Origin of the sequence: Allobosea sp. TAB14, from assembly GCF_052113865.1 — a bacterium.
Lineage (GTDB): Bacteria > Pseudomonadota > Alphaproteobacteria > Rhizobiales > Beijerinckiaceae > Allobosea > Allobosea spartocytisi.
Genome location: NZ_JBFRDQ010000278.1, coordinates 1 through 4130, shown reverse-complemented (window position 1 = coordinate 4130; position 4130 = coordinate 1). Strand labels below are relative to the sequence as shown.

The following is a 4130-nucleotide window of genomic DNA, read 5'->3' as shown; positions in this document are numbered from 1 at the left end:
CCTAGAGGCCGTAAGCCTGACCGTTACATCGCGAAAGCCCCACTCCGCGCCGATACGGCGCACAGTCAATTTTTGCGCCATTATCGTTTTCCAAATCGGACGACTACGAACGCTAAAAGTCGGCGGCGGTTCCTTATGCGACGCTTGTCAGCCGGCTGATTGTTGTCACCGCAGGGCGCWGCGAGGGGATCGCAGCATGAAGGACCGCGCCATCCTCCATATGCAGTAAGRCGCGACAAGGCGAAGGCGCTAGCCTCGATCGCAGARGATTGGGAGGCTCAATCATGCGCTGGCTCGCYMTTTTCGCATTGCTGATTGCCTCTGCTGCGGTCGCTCCGGCGCAAGCGGCGGAGAACCCTCTCTGCAAATTGTTCACRCAGAAAGAGGCCTCGGCTTACGTGGGCGCARCTGTAGGGSAGGGCGAAAGCAGCCTCATTCCCGGTGCTTCTGGCTGTTCTTGGTCCAAWGAAGACGCTGATAACAAGATGAGCGTCAGTGYTTTCCCRGCGGGTAACGCCCTCCAGCTAAGGCCTGGGGCTTCGAAAGCTGGGAAGGATTTCGATCRGTCCCCGGAATYGGTGCTAAGGCCTATGTCGCTCGCTCACCTGTCATGGAGATCATGGGGAGGAAGATGGGCGGCGAGTGGCAAGCCGGAGCGATAGTAGGGAACGACTATATCGCCGTTGGAATGAAGGGACCAAAAGCCAACGCCGACGCTGTGCAGAGCCTCTTGAAGGACGCGATCGGACGGCGCCGCTAAATCTGTCGCCGCATTTGGATAAGACGCCTTAGGGCGACGGACGGGGTTTGCCCTGTTCCAAAGCTTGTCCCGCTGCATCGGTTTCCCGTCCATAGCTCTTGTTGTCCTGGCTCTCAGTCGTCGATGGCACCGACCTGTTTTGGTCTATCGAGGGGGAGCGACCTGTCGGGCTGGACCCCGTGCCTTCTTGCGTGACGGATCCCGGGCCTGGCTCTTCTTTCGGCGGGCTCGGGCGGGTTTGCGCATCAGCCTCGAGCGGTCCCGGCCCAAGGATCGCAAACACGCCAAGGGCGAGAAGCGGGAGTTTCATCTTGACCTCGCATCGCGTGGATCGAATGGACAGGCAACGCGAGCACTTCAAAACCTGTTCCGTCCTCCGGCCGGCACGCCTGCGCGCTCAGATCGATCGGTACRCTGCGCTGAAGGCTGGGGCTTAGAAGGCGCGGAACAATCGAGCTGAAGACAGATTACCAGGACATGCAGCGCCGCCGTCGCCCCCCTCTCGAGTTCTGGATATGGCTTGCCGTCATCGGAATTGTGGTCATTTTGGCAGCCTATGCCGCCATGACACCGGCAATCGTCCCGGCGTCTCGACCTCCTATCGATGTCGGTTGATGTGCCTTTCGACAGCTGCGGGCTTCAATCCTCGGGCTGGCCGGCCTCGCCTTGGCTTTTCGAGGAGCTGCGGGTCACGCCATATTCGCTCGAAGCTCTTCGCTGGCCATCGAGGTCGTAGCCCGTCGCGGCCAAACCTCGGCGCAGGAGCTCCCTGATCGCCGCGGCACGGCTGGGCATCCGATTGTCAAAGCGGAAATCCTCCAGAGCCTGCAGCTCTTCCTGATCGATCATGATCTGAAGGCGCTCGCCGCGCGTCAGTTCATTGCCCYTGCTCGTGGTCTCCGTCATGGCGGTTACTCATTCACCTCAACCGTCGCGATATGGGTAAAATGCACAACCTGCCATTTTGTTTCAAAGACCTTGTTTCGTGGCTCTGTCTCGAACAGCGCCAATTGAGCGGGTTAACATGCTGATTAATCTCGTTTTTCCTGGATCACACCCGACGGGCGGGGTAGCCTGCTGGCATTGACTTCCTGCACGTGAGTCACGCGGAGATCGATCCCGGAGCTTGGAGGGGACATGAAACCGACATTTGAGGCCTACACGGTTGCATTGCCCTGGTATGAGCGAGAGGATTTCCATCGCCTCTGGGACTTGGCACATGACCGCGATCAAATGCCGGCCGATTACGAGGAATGGCACCGCAATGCTGTTGCCGTGATGAATGCCTGGTTGGCTCGCGGCAGGGCTCTGGAGATCGTCACCATTCGACCCGATGATTTTCTCGCCTGGCTCGAAGAGCGATCCCTTCCCAACACCGCCGAGATGCGCCGGCAATATGTCGAGGAGCTGGCGCGGCACTGCCACGACGTCGCCTGAAACAAAAAGCCTAGTATCACCAAGGCAAGTCTCTCGACCGACGCGCTTTTCACCGGGCAGCATGTGAGAGCTGCCAATCACGCCTGCCTTGCTGGCGATTTTACCAGGCGGCGACGTCCGCCTTCGGGGTCGACATCCCCGGCATCACTTCCGCAGGGACCTTTCTCGCCAGCTTGCGAGCGCGCCCCGGTCCTGCCCCTTGGAACGTAAATCGAGCCTGGTCGTTTCAGCCATGCCTTGGGCAGGATCTTGGGGCGCGAGGGGGAGAGTTCCCAGATTATGGCCGATGTGCCCGTGAGATCCCGTTTCAGGGAGTTCTTCTCCGTCGCGTTCCGGTTCTGGACCGGCGAGACCCGCGGGCGGGCATGGATACTGACCATAGCCGTGTTAGCGTTCGTGGCAGCGCAGACGGCTGCAGCGTTCGCGATGAACCTGTGGAATCGTTGGTTCTTCGACGCGCTGGGCCAGCGCGACGTCGCGCTGGTGTGGAGCACCGCAGCCTGGCTGCCCGTGCTTCTTGCCGCGACGTCCCTGTCGATGTCAGCGCTGGTCGTCAGTCGCATGTTGCTTCAGGTCCGGTGGCGCGAGCATCTGACGCGGCTCATTTCAGGCTGGTGGATCGCCGACCAGCGCTATTATCGGCTCAGCCTCCTCAGCCAGATCAAATCCGCGCCGGAATACCGGATCGCCGAGGATGTGCGCCTCGCGATAGAGCCACTCGTCGAGATGACGATCGGTTTGCTCACGGCATTCGTCACCGCCGCCACTTTTGCAACCGTGCTCTGGCAAGTCGCGGGCTCTGCCGAATTGACGATCATGGGCCATACCGTTTTCGTGCCGTTCTACATGGCCCTGGCTGCAATCCTCTATGCGGGGCTTGCAACGCTCGCAGCCTATGTCGCGGGCCACCCGCTGGTGCGGCGGGTTGCGGCAAAGAACGAGATGGAAGCCCGCTTTCGGGCCGATATGACGCGGCTTCGCGAGAATGCCGAAAGTATCGCCTTGATCGGGGGAGATGCCGACGAGCTGACGGCGATTCACAAGGGTTATGGGCGGGTCGTCCGAACCTGGCTGAGGATCGTGAGGCAGCAGGGGCTGATCGCGCTGGTGCTGAATACGAACAGCGCGCTTTTTCCGGTCGTTCCCCTGCTGTTGATCGCACCGAAATACCTGTCTGGTTCAGTGTCGCTGGGAGCCGTCGTGCAGGTCGTTGCCGCGTTCAGCGCGGTTCAGGCGGCGCTCATCTGGTTCGTCGACAACATCGTGCGACTCGCCGAATGGTTTGCCTCCGTGACGCGGGTGGACGAACTGGTCGAGGAGTTGCAGGGCCTCGATGTCGGGGCGGAGATGGAGGATGGAAAGCACATCTCCATCACCGAAAGCGGCGATGACAGCATTCACATCGAAAATCTGTCGGTGGCGCATAGCAATGGGCGGATCGTCATCGCTGATGCAACAGTCGCCATCGCCCCGGGCGACAAGGTGCTCATCGCCGGCGAAAGCGGATCCGGGAAGAGCACCCTCATCCGGGCGCTGGCAGGGCTGTGGCCGTGGGGCGCTGGCTCGATCGCGGTGCCTCCCGACAAGTCGATCGCGTTTCTGCCGCAGAAGCCATATCTGCCGAAGGGCTCATTGCGGTCGGTCCTGCTCTATCCCGCCGCCGACGCGTCGATCGAGGACAGTGTCATCCTGGCTGCGCTCGAACGATGCGGCTTGCCACATCTCGCTCGCAGGCTTGGAGCGGTCGAAGATTGGGACCGGATCCTGTCCGGCGGCGAACGCCAGCGGATAGCCTTCGCGCGCCTTCTGATCCAGAAGCCGGACATCATCGTGATGGATGAAGCCACGTCCGCGCTCGACGATGAGAGCCAGGACTCGCTACTCGCGCTTTTCGAGAGCGAACTTGCTTATGCCACCATCATCAGCGTGGGCC

General features: G+C 60.9%; 3 protein-coding genes. 2 read left to right on the top strand and 1 reads right to left on the bottom strand.

Annotated features, from left to right (window positions below; all coding sequences use genetic code 11):
- Positions 1–1399: 1399 nt before the first annotated feature.
- Positions 1400–1666: a hypothetical protein gene (locus AB4Y99_RS26170; protein ID WP_441525381.1), complete on the bottom strand. Its 267-nt coding sequence runs from the start codon at positions 1664–1666 to the stop codon at positions 1400–1402.
- A 231-nt stretch (positions 1667–1897) separates the two neighbouring features.
- On the opposite strand from AB4Y99_RS26170, the gene AB4Y99_RS26165 reads away from it, so the two are divergent.
- Together AB4Y99_RS26165 and AB4Y99_RS26160 are read left to right on the top strand one after the other, a co-directional pair.
- Entirely contained in the window at positions 1898–2197 is a 300-nt protein-coding gene (locus tag AB4Y99_RS26165; protein WP_133561480.1) for a hypothetical protein, read from the top strand.
- Positions 2198–2476: 279 nt separating this feature from the next.
- Positions 2477–4130, top strand: a 1654-nt coding sequence (locus AB4Y99_RS26160) for an ABC transporter ATP-binding protein/permease (protein ID WP_441525380.1), incomplete at its 3' end; no start/stop codon positions are given.

What these genes read in the sequence shown, in the direction of transcription:
- AB4Y99_RS26165 (WP_133561480.1), top strand. Translation starts at nt 1,898, where the DNA reads ATGAAACCGACATTTGAGGCCTACACGGTTGCATTGCCCTGGTATGAG.